Source organism: Winogradskyella litorisediminis (genome assembly GCF_042675765.1).
GTDB classification, from domain to species: Bacteria; Bacteroidota; Bacteroidia; order Flavobacteriales; family Flavobacteriaceae; genus Winogradskyella; species Winogradskyella litorisediminis.
The window spans coordinates 120,052-135,748 of sequence record NZ_JBHTJL010000009.1 but is presented as its reverse complement, the minus strand read 5'-3'; the positions used below and the strand labels follow the sequence as shown (position 1 = coordinate 135,748).

The 15,697-nt window shown below is 32.8% G+C and carries 16 protein-coding genes and 1 pseudogene; 6 read left to right on the top strand and 11 right to left on the bottom strand.

The annotated features are described in order from the left end of the window. Positions 1 to 2 precede the first annotated feature (2 nt). Positions 3 to 1,346 carry an NAD(P)/FAD-dependent oxidoreductase gene (locus ACFQ1Q_RS03035; RefSeq protein ID WP_386127857.1) on the bottom strand — a complete coding sequence of 448 codons (1,344 nt, stop codon included), beginning with the start codon at positions 1,344 to 1,346 and terminating at the stop codon, positions 3 to 5. Positions 1,347 to 1,547: 201 nt separating this feature from the next. On the opposite strand from ACFQ1Q_RS03035, the gene ACFQ1Q_RS03030 reads away from it, so the two are divergent. The 5 genes from ACFQ1Q_RS03030 to ACFQ1Q_RS03010 all read left to right on the top strand — a co-directional run bounded on the left by ACFQ1Q_RS03030 (position 1,548) and on the right by ACFQ1Q_RS03010 (position 6,204). Then, positions 1,548 to 2,252 carry a DUF547 domain-containing protein gene (locus tag ACFQ1Q_RS03030; protein WP_386127855.1) on the top strand — a complete coding sequence of 235 codons (705 nt, stop codon included), beginning with the start codon at positions 1,548 to 1,550 and terminating at the stop codon, positions 2,250 to 2,252. Positions 2,253 to 2,313: 61 nt separating this feature from the next. Beyond that, entirely contained in the window at positions 2,314 to 3,204 is an 891-nt protein-coding gene (locus ACFQ1Q_RS03025) for a hypothetical protein (protein WP_386127853.1), read from the top strand. Positions 3,205 to 3,291: 87 nt separating this feature from the next. Continuing rightward, positions 3,292 to 4,299: a glycoside hydrolase family 113 gene (locus ACFQ1Q_RS03020; protein ID WP_386127851.1), complete on the top strand. Its 1,008-nt coding sequence runs from the start codon at positions 3,292 to 3,294 to the stop codon at positions 4,297 to 4,299. 47 nt (positions 4,300 to 4,346) lie between these two features. Then, positions 4,347 to 5,603, top strand: a complete 1,257-nt coding sequence (locus ACFQ1Q_RS03015) for a POTRA domain-containing protein (protein WP_386127849.1) — start codon at positions 4,347 to 4,349, stop codon at positions 5,601 to 5,603. Between the two features lie 88 nt (positions 5,604 to 5,691). Then, entirely contained in the window at positions 5,692 to 6,204 is a 513-nt protein-coding gene (locus tag ACFQ1Q_RS03010; protein ID WP_386127847.1) for a hypothetical protein, read from the top strand. Between the two features lie 44 nt (positions 6,205 to 6,248). Here ACFQ1Q_RS03010 and ACFQ1Q_RS03005 read toward each other — a convergent pair whose 3' ends face one another. The 6 genes and pseudogenes from ACFQ1Q_RS03005 to ACFQ1Q_RS02980 all read right to left on the bottom strand — a co-directional run bounded on the left by ACFQ1Q_RS03005 (position 6,249) and on the right by ACFQ1Q_RS02980 (position 10,406). Continuing rightward, entirely contained in the window at positions 6,249 to 6,938 is a 690-nt protein-coding gene (locus ACFQ1Q_RS03005) for a TIGR04283 family arsenosugar biosynthesis glycosyltransferase (RefSeq protein ID WP_386127845.1), read from the bottom strand. 33 nt (positions 6,939 to 6,971) lie between these two features. Further along, entirely contained in the window at positions 6,972 to 7,865 is an 894-nt protein-coding gene (locus ACFQ1Q_RS03000; protein ID WP_386127843.1) for a DUF547 domain-containing protein, read from the bottom strand. After that, positions 7,862 to 8,746 carry a sterol desaturase family protein gene (locus tag ACFQ1Q_RS02995; protein ID WP_386127841.1) on the bottom strand — a complete coding sequence of 295 codons (885 nt, stop codon included), beginning with the start codon at positions 8,744 to 8,746 and terminating at the stop codon, positions 7,862 to 7,864. Before ACFQ1Q_RS02995 ends, ACFQ1Q_RS03000 begins: the two co-directional genes overlap by 4 nt. Before the next feature lie 21 nt (positions 8,747 to 8,767). Continuing rightward, positions 8,768 to 9,580, bottom strand: coding sequence for a purine-nucleoside phosphorylase (locus tag ACFQ1Q_RS02990; protein WP_386127839.1), 813 nt, complete (start codon positions 9,578 to 9,580; stop codon positions 8,768 to 8,770). Positions 9,581 to 9,649: 69 nt separating this feature from the next. Next, positions 9,650 to 9,718: pseudogene (locus ACFQ1Q_RS02985) on the bottom strand (T9SS type A sorting domain-containing protein); the annotation flags it as partial. A gap of 91 nt (positions 9,719 to 9,809) precedes the next feature. Continuing rightward, positions 9,810 to 10,406 carry a TIGR04282 family arsenosugar biosynthesis glycosyltransferase gene (locus ACFQ1Q_RS02980; RefSeq protein WP_386127837.1) on the bottom strand — a complete coding sequence of 199 codons (597 nt, stop codon included), beginning with the start codon at positions 10,404 to 10,406 and terminating at the stop codon, positions 9,810 to 9,812. Between the two features lie 153 nt (positions 10,407 to 10,559). On the opposite strand from ACFQ1Q_RS02980, the gene ACFQ1Q_RS02975 reads away from it, so the two are divergent. Beyond that, a complete protein-coding gene (locus ACFQ1Q_RS02975) occupies positions 10,560 to 11,447 on the top strand; it encodes a hypothetical protein (protein WP_386127835.1) in 888 nt (295 codons plus the stop codon). Here the strand turns inward: ACFQ1Q_RS02975 and ACFQ1Q_RS02970 are convergent. The 4 genes from ACFQ1Q_RS02970 to ACFQ1Q_RS02955 form a co-directional block, all read right to left on the bottom strand. Continuing rightward, positions 11,444 to 11,938 carry a rhodanese-like domain-containing protein gene (locus tag ACFQ1Q_RS02970; protein ID WP_386127833.1) on the bottom strand — a complete coding sequence of 165 codons (495 nt, stop codon included), beginning with the start codon at positions 11,936 to 11,938 and terminating at the stop codon, positions 11,444 to 11,446. The two genes, ACFQ1Q_RS02975 and ACFQ1Q_RS02970, sit on opposite strands and share 4 nt — an antisense overlap. Before the next feature lie 2 nt (positions 11,939 to 11,940). Beyond that, on the bottom strand, positions 11,941 to 12,768 hold the full coding sequence (locus tag ACFQ1Q_RS02965) for a metallophosphoesterase family protein (RefSeq protein ID WP_386127831.1): 828 nt from the start codon (positions 12,766 to 12,768) through the stop codon (positions 11,941 to 11,943). Next, positions 12,753 to 14,138, bottom strand: a complete 1,386-nt coding sequence (locus ACFQ1Q_RS02960; RefSeq protein WP_386127829.1) for a sodium:solute symporter family transporter — start codon at positions 14,136 to 14,138, stop codon at positions 12,753 to 12,755. The genes ACFQ1Q_RS02965 and ACFQ1Q_RS02960 overlap by 16 nt, the downstream gene beginning before the upstream one ends. Before the next feature lie 115 nt (positions 14,139 to 14,253). Then, on the bottom strand, positions 14,254 to 15,696 hold the full coding sequence (locus ACFQ1Q_RS02955) for a SusD/RagB family nutrient-binding outer membrane lipoprotein (RefSeq protein ID WP_386127827.1): 1,443 nt from the start codon (positions 15,694 to 15,696) through the stop codon (positions 14,254 to 14,256). Position 15,697: the final 1 nt, after the last annotated feature.

Sequence of the window (15,697 nt, the reverse complement as noted above, 5' to 3'; positions counted from 1 at the left end):
AATTAAGCAAAGATTTTACGCCAGTGTTTTTTACTGAGATTGATTTTACTTCCGGTTTCTTGATTGTATTTATTTACAATCTCTTTTTCATGAAGCGTGTAAAATTCTGGGTCAAAATTTGCAGCCTTTAGATGTGTCATTACTTTGTCAACTGACCATTTTTTGGTAAGAACGTTATCAAAAAATTCATGACGCATTCTAATTCCGAAGGTGTTGATGCCGAGAAATAAGTTTGTATTTTTATCGTAGGCTACAGTGATACAAATATTTTGGTTTGGATGTTTCCAGTGAAAATGCGCTTCATTATCTTTTTTATGTCTTTCGCTAAATACCCAACCGTAGGTTTGGTACTCAATATCTAAGAATTTAGCCGAGTTAAACCAATGACCAGGATTGTATTGCATTCGGTTTCCACAGATTGTTTGTGCTAAAACTTCGCCCATCATTCGGCCAGTGTACCAAACAGCTTCAATTGGTCTTCTGTTTCCGATAGCTTCGTGTTGCTCGGCACAATCGCCAATAGCGTAGACATCTTCAATATTTGTTTCGAGATAGCGATTGACTTTTACACCGCGACCTAAATCAATATTAGAGTCTTTTAAAAAATCGATATTTGGGGTTACACCAGCTGTAAGTCCAACAACATCACAAAGAATTTCTTCTCCAGTTTCTTCGACAATTACAGATTTTACTTTACCGATATCGTCTGACTTAATTTCTTTTAGGTTAACACCTAAACGCAAATCAATGTGGTGACTTTTAATATGTTCGTTAATCATTTTGCTCTCACCATTTGGCAATACGCCATTCCAAAAACTATCTTCTCTTACTAAGAAAGTGACTGGGATTTTTCGGCTAACAAGCATTTCTGCAAGCTCAATACCTATTAGTCCACCACCAACAACAACGGCACGTTTGCAGATTTCATTATTTGGAGCATGCTTTTCGAGATTGTCTAAATCTTGTTTGTGATACATGCCCATAACGCCGTTTAAATCTTGTCCTGGCCAGCCAAATTTATTGGGTTTACTTCCTGTGGCAATAACGAGTTTATCATATTGTAATGTGTCGCCATCTGCAAAATGAAGTGTCTTCGATTTTGTCTCAATAGTTTTTACATACCCTTTTTTAAGCTCAATTCTGTTCTTTTTCCAAAACCAGTTTTCGTAAGGTTGCGTGTGTTCAAACTTCATATGTCCCATATAAATGTACATGAGTGCAGTTCGCGAGAAAAAATAATCTGTTTCAGCAGAAACTATAGTGATTTTTTTATCGGAGTTTTTGCGGATGTGTCTCGCCGTTGTAACGCCAGAAATTCCGTTTCCGATAATAACGATGTGTTCCATAAATTGATTTGTTAGTGGTTGGTGAGTCGAATTTAAAGGTAATAACTTAACGCTAATAAATAATTTAGAAAGATTTTAAATAGGAAAAACGTGTAAGGTTTTGATGTTTAAAGAGACCCGAAAAATCTTTTAATATTTATGTAAGTCCTAAGATTTAGTAGCGACAGAAGTGGCGTTACAACAAATTAACCAAACAATGTTATGAAAAAATACATCCTAATATTTATTACAATTGTAGGGACAAATCTACAAGCTCAAAATCTAGATTCCTTTTTTAAAGATGCAAACATTTTCTTTAAAGCGAATGTTAAACATGGAAAAGTGGCTTATGATGCCATACATAAAAATCCAGAAAGATTAAATGCACTTTTAGCTAATGCCGAAAAGATTTCTGTAAAGGAAAGTGATGCCAAAAACTACCAAGCGTTTTGGATTAACGCTTATAATCTTTCGGTAATAAAAGGGATTATAGATAATTACCCAACAAGTTCGCCATTAGATAATAAAGGCTTTTTTGACAAAACAACGTACAGTTTAGCTGGAAAAAACGTCACCTTAAATGATATTGAGCATAAGTTATTGCGCCCCAAATTTAAAGACCCAAGATTTCACTTTGTCTTGGTCTGCGGTGCTGTTGGTTGTCCGCCATTAATCAGTGAAGCCTATTTACCAAGTACCTTAAACGCTCAATTAGAAGCACAGACAAAAAAAGCTATAAATGGGAATTTTCTTAAAGTGAAAAAAAATAAAGTATCAGCTTCAAAAATTATGGAATGGTACAAAGAAGATTTTACCATGAATGGCACTAAAGAAATTGATTTTATAAACAAATACCGAAACGAAAAAATTTCAGACAACGCAAAACTTAGCTACTTTGAATACAACTGGAATCTAAACAAACAATAACATATTACTACTAACAATTAAAAACCAAAAACTCTTAAAACGAGTTTAAACCAAACAAAAAATGAAAAAAATAATCATCGCAGCAATTGCAATTGCTATAAGTTTTACTGGATTTTCACAAGAAGATGAAGAATCTACAAAAAGTGTTATTCAAGAATACACACCATCAATTTTATTAAAAAAAGGCCAATGGGATATCAAATGGTTTAATAATTTATATACCGAAACAAAAGCGACTTTTAATGGTGTTGAGTCAGATATTCCGCGTAATAATTTCTTTACTTCCTCGGTTGATATTTTTACTGGTATTTCAGATAATAATCGCCTAAATATTGGTTTGCTTTTAGAATTTCGTTCTAATGCTATTGGCGGAAGAGATGCCTTAGATGTTTTTGCTTTTGATGGCGAAAGCGGAACAGCACGTTCTGGTTTTACGTCTTTTGCACCAGCTATTAAATTTAATCCTATTAAGAGCGTATCTAATTTCACTATTCAGACTACATTTCATATTCCACTGATAGATAATGAATCAGAAAATGGTGTGTTTTTAGACCAAGATGGTTTTATTTTTCAAAATCGTTTTTTTTATGATTACAGTTTTGCAGGCGGTGATTGGCAATTATTTACAGAGTTAAATACTGAGTATAATTTTGGTGAGCAAGATAGTTTTGCTTACAACAGTTTACGTTTAACGCCTGGTGTGTTTTTAAGCTATTTTCCAAGTTCTAAGTTTACTGTTTTAGGATTTGTACAGCACTTACAATTAATTTCTTTTGGAGGAAATGACCAGGGATTTAATGATTTTAGCCAAGATGCATCTATTCTTGGAGCAGGTGCAAAATATCAATTATCTGATGAGTTAAACGTTGAATTTCTATACTCTAACTTTGTAAGAGGAAATGATACTGGTCTTGGACAAACATTCAATATAGGTTTAAGAGCCTTGTTTTAAGAAAATCATTTTTCAACAGAAAAATGTATAGTAGAATTATTCCGAATTTATTTAGGAATCTCATTATCTTTCATCAAAAATTGAACAATGAGATTTTTCGGAATATTTCTACTTTTTTTATCCCTATCATCTTGCACTAGCCAAACTAAAAAAATTAATGGTGCGAGTTTTGTTGCTTACGGTATACCAGTTGATGAGTCGCACACTGAGCCTTTAGTCACTAAAATAAATGCCAATTTTGCGGCCGTGATGCCTTTTGGATTTATTAGAAGTTTAAACAATCCTGAAATTATTCATAATACAGAACGCCAATGGTTTGGCGAAACTCGAGCTGGAGCAAAACAATATTCTGAAGAATTGAGAAAGCAGAATATAAAAATAATGGTAAAGCCACATATTTGGATTAGACGTGGAGAATTCACAGGTTTTTTGAATATGGAAACTGAAGAAGATTGGAAAGCTTTAGAAAATTCGTACACCAATTTTATTCTTGAATATGCGCAATTAGCTCAAGAAATTGATGCAGAAATTTTCTGTATAGGAACAGAGCTTGAAAATTTCACTTTAAAGCGACCAAAATATTGGAATAATTTAATTGATGATATTAAAAAAATCTATAAAGGAAAACTAACTTACGCCGCCAATTGGGACGAATATAAACGCACACCATTTTGGGGTAAGTTAGATTTTATTGGTATAGATGCTTATTTTCCTGTAAGTGACGAGCAAACACCAACTTTTGAAAAAAGCATGGAAGGTTGGTTGAAACACAAACCGGTGATTAAAAGTTATTCGGATAAATTTCAGAAACCTATTTTGTTTACAGAATATGGTTACCGAAGTGTCGATTATTCTGGAAAAGAACCATGGAAATTTGACCGTAGTATGACCGAAGTTAATCTTGAAGCCCAAGTAAACACAACAAAAGCTCTTTACGAAACCTTCTGGCAAGAAGATTGGTTTGCTGGCGGATTTATTTGGAAATGGTTTGTAAACTACGATAAATCTGGAGGAAAAGAAAACAATCAATTTACACCACAAAATAAGCCTGTAGAGCAGGTGATAAAAACATATTATAGTTTAGAAAAATCTTAAGTAAGGTTATGATTTTCTTACGACAAAAGTCGTAACCAATCTTAATCATGAAACATTTATTCTACTTATTTCTTTTTTGTGCGAGCGTAATAAATGCCCAAATTGTAGCAGATTTAAAAGTACAAGGCAACAAAAAGCTTAAAACTTCATTTGTAAAAAAAGTCTCTAAAATAAAATCTGGAGTAAAATTAGATTCTGCAATGATAGAAGCAGATATAAGATTGTTAAAACGATTACCTTCTATTGCTCATGCTTATTACCAAGTATTTCCTGCAAATAAACCTAATGAATACAATGTTTTTTATAATATAGAAGAGAATTTTACCATAATTCCTTCAGCAAATATTTATACAACAAATGATGATGAATTTGCATACAGATTGGGTTTGTACGAATTTAATTTGTTAGGACAAAATATAGCGTTTGGTGGATTTTATCAGAAGGATGTTTTTGATTCTTATGCCTTAAACTTTAGGGCGCCATTTTTATTTTCAAGACGCTTTGGTTTAGCAGTAAACTACCAAGATTTAACCACATTAGAGCCTGTGTTTTTTGATAATACAACCGCAGACTATAGGTATAATAATGAGTCTATTGAAGCACTTGGTTTGTTTCAAATCGATTTTAATAATCGTATTGAGATAGGTCTAAATTATTTTATTGAAGATTACCAATATATAGCAGGCGCGACAAACCCAAGTATTCCTCAAGAACTTCGCGTTAAAAAATTGCTTTATAAGGCTATATATGCTTACAATAATCTCAATTTTAATTACCAATACATAGAAGGATTTAGGAGTGTATTTAATTTTCAATACGTAACATCAACCAATACTCAGCAATTACCAGATTTTTTAATTGGATGGAACGATTTTTCATATTTTAAAAGAATTGGAGAAAAAGGAAATTGGGCAAACCGATTGCGGCTAGGATTATCCACAAATAATGACACCCCATTTGCACCATTTGCAGTAGATAATAATTTAAACATTCGCGGCGTAGGAAACTTAATAGACCGAGGAACTGGCGCTATAGTTTTAAACACGGAGTATAGGCATACGCTTTACGAAAAGAATTGGTTTGTACTACAAGGTAATGCTTTTATAGATGCTGGTAGTTGGCAGAATCCAGGAGGAGATTTTAGTGATTTTATAGATCCAGATAACTTACGAATTTATCCAGGTGTTGGGCTACGATTTATACATAAAAGTATTTTTAATGCCATATTTAGAATTGATTATGGCTATGGAATAACGCCAGATGCGACCAACGGTTTTGTGTTTGGTATTGGACAATACTTTTAATATAATCTAAAACAGCCAAAAAAATTGTTAATACTGCTAAAGCTTGTAGCTTATGTTATTTACATTTGCTGAAACAAATACAATAAACATGAAATCAATTAAAATTTTAATACTTGCCGTTTTAGCTTTAACATTAAATTCATGTGGAGATGACGATTCTCCTGGAGTTGAATTGACTTCAGAAAATTTAGCAGGCACTTACGATATTACTTTTCTTAGAAGTTCTTATGAAGAGACTGTTACGGCATCAAACGGAACAACGTTTGTTTCAGAATCTGGTACTACAGTAGGAGATACTTTCACAGATGCAATTTGGCAGTTTAATACAAATGGCACTTATTCTGTAAGCGGAAGTTATAGAGTTACAGAAACTACAACAAGTAATGGGCAAACCGAAACGGATACATATATAGATTTTCTAGATGATTCTGGGTCATTTATATTAAATAATATGGATAGGACTATCGTAGCAGACGGACTGTTTTATGATGTCACTGTTTTTGATGGCACAAACCTTTATTTAACTTTTGAAGAGACTGATACTTTTGGAAATGAAGTGGAAGTTAGTAGAGGAGAAATACGTTTGGTAAAACAACAATAATCATTAATATAAGAATTAAAAAAACCACCTTTCAGGTGGTTTTTTTATGCAATATACTTTTTATAGTACGCCAATAACTCATCAGCCGAAGCACCAAACCATTTTTTTACATAAATAGCCCAAAAATGATATTGTAATTTCCAAACGCCATGACGCTCATAAAGACGTGCCGAAGTTTTTATTTTTTTGTTGATGACTACAAACTCATTTCGTTTGTAAAGTTCATTTATCAAAATGTTATCTTCATAAATAGTGTAAGATTCATCAAAACCACCAATTTCATCAAACAAAGCTTTGGTAATAAATTGACTTTGGTCGCCACCGCGACATGCACGCCACCTAAACTGTGTTAACCAACTGGCCAGACGTAACCACCAATGGCTATTATCAAACTGAAGTCTAAAACAGCCAGCATTATTTCCTTTTTTAACTTCATCAATGATGTGCTTGTCGTAATTTAATGGAGGAAACGAATCAGCATGTAAAAAATAAAGAATATCGCCTTTGGCTGCTTTTGCACCATTATTCATTTGCTTAGCTCGCCCTTTTTCTGAATTTATAAGTTTAATATTTAAGCCCAGATTTTTAACAATGTCTATTGTATCATCAGTACTTCCGCCATCAACCACAATGATTTGCGAAATGTTCTTTAATTCTGAACAATCTATAAGATAATGAAGAAGTTTTTCAATGGTTTCAGCTTCATTTAAAACAGGAATAATAATACTTATCATATAGGTATTTACGAAGAAAGTTCAATATGAGTTTTAATCATTTAAATCCCAATCATAATCTAGAAAACTTTTTTTTGCGTTTGAAGAAATTTCAATTTCAGAATAAGTGTTTAAGAAATCAATTAAACTACCATTAGTTTCAAAATCTTTTCTAAACCATTTAAATATTTTAGAAAGTTGAAGCTCATCTGAGCTGATTATATTTCGGTTTGTATCTGCTAAAAAGTCTTGAGTTGCCTTCGTTAATTCTACTTCAAGATTTTCACCAGTAAATGCACTATTTTGTAATTTAGGACAAGAATACGACGCGCAAACAATAGCAAAATGTATGCGTGGTTCTTCCATTTTTCTAAGAATTTCGTGTTCTATTTGGTTAAGATTTATCCACTTATTGCCAAACTTCCACAAGCGTTGGTCCCAAGGGTCTTTTATGTCTTTGATGCTGTTTACAGGATAATTCCTGAGGATTAGGTCTATGGTTAAGGCGTTGTAAGCGTTAATCCAATAGGCTAGTTTTTCGTTTTTAGACCAACTTTCTTCAGGGAGATTTTCCGAAATGTAGTCTATGTAAATATCTAAATCTGTACTATTGTTTTTAATTTTAGAGTAGTTCACTTCGCCTTTTGCAGAAACATATGTATTAAGAATATTATTCAATCTAACGTCAAAATTAATTTTAGAATTAGTTTCAATTTTAGGTGGTTCTGGTGGTAATGGTAGTTTAGGAATTTCGCTTGTAGCAGCTGAGTCTTTTTGTATGACTCTCGTATCAATATCTTCGACTGCTACATCTTCGGAAATTACGTTTTCGATATCTTCTTTAATCTCAGTTTCAGCTTGAGTTTCTTCAGACTTTTCAGTAGCTTTTTTGCTTCCTCCACAAGAAAACATTGTCACAAATACTATTAGTAGTAAAAATTGCTTCATTTATTTTTAATTGGATACAATTCTTGACTTAAAAAATCCTTAGGAAACTGCTCATCGCCGTTAAAACCCAACTCGATATCTCTGCCATTGTGAGGCACATAATCGGTTTTGAATAGGTAATCCCAAACGCTTAAAGTTAATCCATAGTTGACACCATATTTTGTGTGTTCTGGCAATTCTTTTGCATGATGCCAAATGTGCATTTTCGGATTATTAAATACGTATTTAAAAATACCATAATCCCAACCTAAATTAGCATGATTGAGATGCCCAATGGCAATGCTAACGAAGTAAACAATTGCTACATCTTGTGCATCAAAACCACCAATTATGGCAATAGGAATATAAAGTAGAGATTTATAAACCACAGGTTCCATCCAATGGTAACGCAAATGTGCTGCAAACCCCATTTCTTTTACAGAGTGGTGTACTTTATGGAAATTCCACAACCAAGGTATGCGATGCAATAAGCGATGTGTATTCCATTGCACAAAATCAGATACCAAAAAGAAAATTAGTAAACCTAACCACCTTGGAAGATTATCAACATCAAATAGTTGAAGGTTTCCGATATTTAGACCAATTAATTTGAGAATATCATTAAAAAATTCTGAAACTGTATTAGATAGCGCAATTAGAATTATTAAATTCAAGATAAAGAAGTTGAAAAACATATAAAATGTGTCTAACCAAAAATCTTTTCTGAAAATCGATTGATTTTTTCGCCATGGAAAAGCAATTTCTAATAACCAAACCCCAATTGAAATGATAATTAAGCCATAGAAAAAGTTATCCCAATGATTGAGGTCAATTAACTCATACTTTAAATAATTCCAATAGTTGGAATAGGAGTTTTTGAATATATCGATATACTTTTCCATAGTCTTTGAAAGCTTTTTAGCTTAAAGCGTTTTAATCAATTCTGTAAACAGCGTAATCATATTTGGCTCGGCTTTTCCTGCCATGGCAATAATTTCAGCAATATCTACAGGTTTTAGATTATCTGGGTCGCACTCATCTGTTAAAACTGACACGGCAGCGACTTTTAAATTAAGATGATTGGCTACAATCACTTCTGGTACTGTACTCATTCCTACAGCATCAGCACCAATAGTTTTTAGCATGCGGTATTCTGCACGAGTTTCGAGCTGAGGTCCAACAACAGATGCGTAAACTCCTTCGTGTAATTTAATACTGTTTTTGTTGGCAATATCTTTAATCTTTTGATTTATTTCAAGGTTGTACGGTGCGCTCATGTCTATAAAACGTTCACCTAGTTTTGAAACACCTTTAAATGCTAATGGCGAACCGCCTTGGAGATTAATGTGGTCGTCAATAAGCATTATTTCGCCTTTTTTAAAGTCAAGATTGATAGCGCCTGCTGCATTAGAAACTAAAAGGGTTTTTATGCCGAGTTTTTCCATAATACGAACCGGAAAAGTCACATCTTGTAAAGAATAACCTTCATAAACATGAAAGCGACCTTGCATAACAACCACTTTTTTTCCGCCTAAAATTCCGTAAATGAGTTTACCTTTATGAAACTCTACAGTTGCTGTCGGAAAATTTGGAATATGATTATAACTTGCTTCCGCAATCACTTCAACTTTGTCGAGTAATTGTCCTAAACCTGTTCCGAGAATGATACCAACTTCTGGTTTATCAAATCCCTTACTTTGTAAATATTCTGTACTTTCTGTTATATATTTTATCATAATAAAAAATCGTAATTATAGCATCAAATGTATCTATAACTACGATTGTAAGCAATTTTAAAATTATAATTATTCTATAATTAGTCGTTTCGTAGTTTGTTTACCCTCAGTTTTAATTTTTACCAGATAAACACCGGACTTGAGGTTTGTTCAATTTAATTCTATTTAAAGAAAGGCTTAGTTTTAAATATGCAATAAAGAAAAAACCTTAAAAATAGGAGGTCTTAGTTTAGAACAAATATTTAAACGCTTCGTAAGGTTTTAAATCCTCTACAAAGTCTATGTCGTTTAAAGTTTCTAAAACATACAAACTTTTGTTAAAAAAGTCTTTTTTTGTTTGTTCTAACACTGTATCGTTGCCCCAATTTTTATTTCTAAAAGCGTTTTTATTTAATGATTTCATCCCAAGTAAATAATAACCGCCATCTTCTGCTGGACCAATAACAGCATCGTTTTCGTTTAGTTTTTCAAAAGCATTTTCTATAATGTTTTTGTTCAGGTCTAAAAGGTCACTGCCAACAATAATTATTTTTTTAAAATCTTTTAAAAATAAAGTCTCAAAAGCGTGTTCCATGCGTTCGCCCAAGTCATTTCCGTTTTGAAGCAATTTATTAAAATGTTCAGCATCCCAAATATCATCTTTTATAATATCTTCAGAATAAAACACAAAACGCTCTGCGTCTACTTTTTTAGCAACATTTGCTGTGTGTTGAAGTAAATATTTGTAGATTTTTAGGGCTTCTTCATCACCTATAGATTTTGCTAAGCGTGTTTTGCATTTTCCTAATTCTGGGTTTCGGGTGAATATTATTAGAGCGTTGGTCAAAGTGAATGATTTTAAATTTTGAGGCAAAAGTATATAGAAATTTTCATAGATATTTTTTCTAGTGAATTCAAACATCTATTAAGTTGGCTTTTTATCTATTCCTATAGGTGCTTTAAGAAAAAAAAATTACTTTAAAACCATAAAGTATTAGTTATGAAAAACATTATCTCACTATTTCTATTAGTTTCGACTCAAATAATATTTTCACAAGTTAATATTGTTACTGTTGGAAATGGTTACTCTGACTACGTAAAAATTATAGACATTTACAACCTTTCTAAATTAAATGAGACCGTAGTTAAGCTAAAGTTTACTCCTAAGACAGCAATTTCTGCAACATTGCATTCGCCAAGCGGAACATCACCTTTTGTTTTATCAGACAAAAGAGGAAATCGTTACGCTTTAAAAACTCAAGAAGGTTGGAATGGTGTTTTAGCCTCAGGTTTTGGAACTATTAACCTTAAGGCAAACCAAACTAAGACTGTTAGCTTGTATTTTAATCAATTAAAAAATATTGAAGATATTTACTCTTTAACGGAGCTCGATTGTAGCAGCAAAACAAGCTGTTGGAACTTTTACGACATTAAAGTAAAAAAAGGCAATAGTACTATTAATACCTTGACTGCAAGTGATGGTGATTCTAAAGTTTCAGCAAAATATGAAAAGACTTGGCTTGAAAATGATGTTTACGATGCTGATAACAAATTTGGCATAAGAATACACAATAAGTTTTTTATTTATGGTTTAAAAGATAACAGTTGTTATTTAACCATAAGAATTATGGAGGGCGATAAATTTATTAAGACTACCCAATTTGGATATGAAAATATTTCAGGACAACTAGAAATTAGGAAATCATTAAACCCAAAATACGAATCTACCGTTTACAATGACACAAAGCTTTTTCTTCCTTACGAATTACTAAGTAATAATTTACCAATAGGAAAACATAATTTAAAAATCGATGTAGATCTTTTTTATAAAGATGGTAGTTTATTAAAACATTTAGGGTTTAAAGAATTTGTTTATACAAAACGTTAATTAGCAACTTTAATCCCTTTTCTTAGCCATTTGCTCCAAGTTTTTGAAAACGTATGGATGCTATCTGTTTGTTGTTCTTTGGAATTATAGACCTCGAAACCTTTGTTTTTCCATTCAAAAATGCCACCGTATAAATTATAAACGTTGTTATAGCCAGCTTTTTGAAGTTTTTTTCCAATGGTTTCAGAACGAATACCAAGCGAGCAATACACTACAATTGGTTGGTCTTTATCTGGAATAGTTTCAGTAACTTTTTTTAAATCGAATTTATCATAACCCACGCAAATAGCATCTTTGAGATGACTTACTTCGTATTCAATCGGTTCACGTGTGTCTAAAATTATTGGGTTGCTTTTCGGCATTGCCAATTCATTAACATTGACATAAGGCACAGATTTATCATTAAACCGATTCAGTAAGTTATCTAATGATTCTTGAGAAAATGATAATGTAGTAGTTAAAACGAATATAAAAATTAGAAGCTTTTTCATATTTATAATGTTATTCCAAAACCTTGTAAGCCCGATTCTACTGGCGGTAAAATTTCTGTGTTATCCCAAATACCAGTTTGTATAGTTCGGGCATATTCTTCTGGTAATAATCCATTTTGCATCAATTTACTTGCAAGCTTGTAATTATAGTCCAAATTCTGATGTTTAAAGGTGAAGTTTTTATCAGAATCATCTAAAATAGCATACCAAACGCTTGGGTTTCCATCATTTGCTGGCATGCCAATAACACCAGGATTTAACCAAAGTTTATTATCATTTTTATGATAAAATGGTAAACCGCAGTGACCGCCAATAATGACATCACTATTTGTTTCTAAAAAGTTTGCAGATTTTACAGACCAAGGTGATGACTTAAAAATAAATTCAGATACATTAAAAAATGAGCCATGTACTAATGTTATTTTTTTATTTGCATAATTAAAACTAATATGGTCTGGAAAACTAGATAAATATTCTAGCGAATTATTAGATAATTTACTTTGCGCATAAGGATACCATAATTGCGAAAAGTTATCGCAACGAGAGCCTTCTCTAAAATCGCAACCACAATCTTCGGCGCCATCACGTAGTTGAATTTCAACATTACCTAAAATACTTTTTGCTCCCCAAATTTTTAATAATTGAACAGTTTCTTCGGGTTGAGCACAATAGCCAACCACATCACCAGTACTTAAGCAATTTTTTGGTAAAATATTTTCTTTTTCAGCCACATGCTTAAGCGCTTCTAATGCTTGAAGATTGCTATACGCACCACCAAATAATAAGACTTTCCCTGTCAATAACCCGAGATGTTCTATTTTTTTATCCATGTAGGAATGAGGTATAAAATGATACAACCTGTAATGCCAAAAACATTAGACCATAGTAAATCGGCATATCTTCCAGTTGTAAAAATTAATGATTTTGGAAACAGATTTAAAACCAAAAGTATGCCAACAAATAAGCCGAAACCAATACTTAGGTAAAAACTAATTTTAGGTGCTTTAATTTTCCAAAGTATAAAAATTGGAGTTAAACCAATAACCATAGTGCCAGAAATGGTTGTTGCTGATAAAATTTCGGCATTTAAAAACACTGGGATTGTACCCAAGACAGCTAATACCGCCATTGACCAACGCCCAAAACTAACACTATTTCCTAATCCTAGATCAACCGATAATAATTTTGAAAATGAAGAAAAGGTAGAGTCAAGTGTTGAGGCAGCTGAGGTTATCATAATAAAATTTATAATTAATAACAAAAGGATACCAAAGGCTTTACCGACTTCAACCGCAGCTTGTCCTTTAAGACCTTGCGACTTAGCGTAAACCCCAATAAGACTAAATAAAATAATACAAAGCGCTCCCAAAAGACTTGCCCATAAAAAACTTCGACGAGTTACCTTTGGTGAGCTTATAAATCCACGGTCTGTTAAAACTGGGTCGTGAAAGGGATAACTAAAAGATTGAATTATGGCTGCAAAAAACAGATTTAATCCAAGCTCAAAACTCCATGTGCCTGTGTTTAAACTCTCTGAAACTGAAAAGCTCTCAACACCATAAATTTGAGAAAGAATAACAATCAACAACACCGAAAATAAAATCATTTGAATTACGTCCGTAAAAATAGAACTACTAAGTCCGCCTTTGATGGCGTAGGCTAGCGTTAAAACGGTAAATAATAAAATAGCAACATAATAATTACTGCTGCCCATTTCACCAAAATAACTTCCTATTACCATGGTGTTACTCCAAACTTCGTTAAAAAGTCTGAAGGCAATTAAAATTGAAAAAATAGCAACGGCTTTTTTACCAAATCGTGTATTCAAAAATTGATGAATACTTTTAAATCCACCTTTTACTCGAAGTTGATAGATAATGACTCCAGCAACGGCAAAAGACAAGTAGTAACCAGCATAAGCAATACCACCAACTATTCCAAAATCGAGTCCAAGGTTTGCAGCGTTTGTAATGCTTTTTGCAAATATCCAAGAGATAATGAGACTGCCTGTTAGCACCAATGTGTTTGGTGCTTTTTTGTTTGAAACTGCTTTAAAAAATTGGTCGGTTGTTTTTGCTAATGGCGAAATAAAAAACAATACTAAACTAGACCCAATGATTAATGCCCATTGTATCCACGAAACGGTTTCGGTTGAAACAGTATCTTGAAGAGATGCTATTAATATCGGTAGTGTTTTCATTTTATTTTTTTCCGCAGATTTTATTTATTCATTTTTCCATAAAGATTGCTCAACGATTTCATAACTTTTACACAAGAGTGTCTTTCTCCTTCGGAGGAATTAAAGGAGGCTTTTTTTATTCGTCCCACCAAACAGGAACATTTATACTGTTATTATTTGTGGCTTGCGCCGCCACATTATAATTTTCAGCATTTAAAGCTTCTTCTTCCGCTGGATATGGCATACGTACAGGAATTAAATTGTTGTTTAAACTTGCTGAAACTGTTCGTAATTCAGGGAAACCTGTACGGCGATATTCAATCCAACCTTCATAACCATTAATAATATTAGCAATCCATTTTTGAGTAATAATTTGCTCTAATGGACTTGTGTTTGGCGCATTAAAGGCTGCTGGACCTATCAAGTAATTCGCAGGTAATTCAGTTTGCCAGTAATCAAAAGCTAAAACAACACCTTCATTATAAAGCGTTTCTGCATCTGCTGAAATTAATCCTCTTTGAGCGGCTTCTGCTAAAGCAAAATGAACTTCCCAAGCGGTGATAAAATTAGCATCTAATGAAGAAGTGTCTTCTCTAAAAGCAGTACTTGCTAAAGATAAATCTCCGAGAATTGCTGGAGTTGAAGACGCATCAATACCATTAAGTAGTCCCTCAAATTCTCCAGAATTTGAATTGGAAAAAGGACGAAACAAACGACGTAATCTAGTATCGTTTAAGTCTTTTAAGATATCTTCCATTGTTTCAGACAATACAAAATTATTAAAATCGCCAACACGTAATTGTGCCAATCTAAAGCTATTAGGGTCTGTATTTGTAAAATTGAAAACTGCATTTTGGCTATTTGTTTGAATATAATTTCCTGAACTAAAAATGGACTGCAAATCTGCGGATACATCAACTTTATCTGAAATACGAATGAGATGTTTAATACGTAGTGAATTGGCAAATCTTACCCAAGCATCTAAATTTCCATCAAATAAGATGTCGCCTTCTAACGGAATCACATCATTATAGTTTTCTATAGCAGCAATCCCTTTTTCGAGTTGGTCTAAAATGCCTTCAGATTCTAAATAAATATCTTCTTGCAAATCGTAAGCTGGAGTTACAAAGCCTTCTGTTCCGTTAAAAGCTTCAAAATACGGCACATCACCAAACAAATCTGTAAGACCTGCTGCCATGTAGGCTTTCAAAATTCGGGCTGGACCTTCATAAACAGCAAAGGTTTCAACAGTTAAACTTTGCTTCAAAATAATTTCGTTGTCTCTTAAATTCATATAAAAAATCGGCCATGGATTTCCGCCTAATTGTGGTGACTTTAATGCATGTCTGTCAAATAAATTAAAATCTAACGCGGTTCTGTGTTGGGATAACAAATCACCCGCAACAAAACCTTCATAACTCATGTTTTCTCCAAAATCGTAAATGACCTGACGTAATAATAAACTTGGTTGTACACTACTTGGTGCATTTGGATTTGTGTTGATTTCTTCAAAATCTTTGGTGCAACTTGTTGTTACCAATAAGATAAAAATGGAAAATATATATAATGTGTTTTTCATA